Here is a 1,531-nt window from a genome sequence, read left to right as displayed (position 1 = left end):
CTCAGAACTAACACAGTGGACGCGAGCAAATATGGACAAGCCCTCGGCCTATTAGTACCGGTCACCTCCAGCGGTTACCCGCCTTCCAGATCCGGCCTATCAACCCAGTCGTCTACTGGGAGCCTTAACCCCTCAAAGGGGGTGGGAATACTCATCTCGAAGCAGGCTTCCCGCTTAGATGCTTTCAGCGGTTATCCCTCCCGAACGTAGCCAACCAGCCATGCCCTTGGCAGAACAACTGGCACACCAGAGGTTCGTCCGTCCCGGTCCTCTCGTACTAGGGACAGCCCTTCTCAATATTCCTGCGCGCGCAGCGGATAGGGACCGAACTGTCTCACGACGTTCTAAACCCAGCTCGCGTACCGCTTTAATGGGCGAACAGCCCAACCCTTGGGACCGACTCCAGCCCCAGGATGCGACGAGCCGACATCGAGGTGCCAAACCATCCCGTCGATATGGACTCTTGGGGAAGATCAGCCTGTTATCCCCGGGGTACCTTTTATCCGTTGAGCGACGGCGCTTCCACAAGCCACCGCCGGATCACTAGTCCCGACTTTCGTCCCTGCTCGACCCGTCGGTCTCACAGTCAAGCTCCCTTGTGCACTTACACTCAACACCTGATTGCCAACCAGGCTGAGGGAACCTTTGGGCGCCTCCGTTACTCTTTAGGAGGCAACCGCCCCAGTTAAACTACCCATCAGACACTGTCCCTGATCCGGATCACGGACCCAGGTTAGACATCCAGCACGACCAGACTGGTATTTCAACGACGACTCCACCCGAACTGGCGTCCGAGTTTCAAAGTCTCCCAGCTATCCTACACAAGCCGAACCGAACACCAATATCAAACTGTAGTAAAGGTCCCGGGGTCTTTCCGTCCTGCTGCGCGAAACGAGCATCTTTACTCGTAGTGCAATTTCACCGGGCCTATGGTTGAGACAGTCGAGAAGTCGTTACGCCATTCGTGCAGGTCGGAACTTACCCGACAAGGAATTTCGCTACCTTAGGATGGTTATAGTTACCACCGCCGTTTACTGGCGCTTAAGTTCTCAGCTTCGCCACACCGAAATGTGACTAACCGGTCCCCTTAACGTTCCAGCACCGGGCAGGCGTCAGTCCGTATACATCGCCTTACGGCTTCGCACGGACCTGTGTTTTTAGTAAACAGTCGCTTCTCGCTGGTCTCTGCGGCCACCCCCAGCTCAAGGAGCAAGTCCTCTCACCAGTGATGGCCCCCCTTCTCCCGAAGTTACGGGGGCATTTTGCCGAGTTCCTTAACCATAGTTCACCCGAACGCCTCGGTATTCTCTACCTGACCACCTGAGTCGGTTTAGGGTACGGGCCGCCATGAAACTCGCTAGAGGCTTTTCTCGACAGCATAGGATCATCCACTTCACCACAATCGGCTCGGCATCAGGTCTCAGACTATGTGCCAGGCGGATTTACCTACCTGACGTCCTACACCCTTACCCCGGGACAACCACCGCCCGGGATGGACTACCTTCCTGCGTCACCCCATCACTCACCTACT

The 1,531-nt window shown here is 56.2% G+C and carries 1 rRNA gene; it reads right to left on the bottom strand.

Annotation, left to right across the window (positions count from 1 at the left end):
• Positions 1-31 precede the first annotated feature (31 nt).
• Positions 32-1,531 (bottom strand): 23S ribosomal RNA (locus ABZ098_RS44940); the annotation flags it as partial.

The organism is Streptomyces sp. NPDC006335 (assembly GCF_040612795.1).
Taxonomy (GTDB): domain Bacteria; phylum Actinomycetota; class Actinomycetes; order Streptomycetales; family Streptomycetaceae; genus Streptomyces.
Note: the sequence above shows the minus strand (reverse complement) of the source record. Positions and strands in the feature narration are given on the sequence as shown.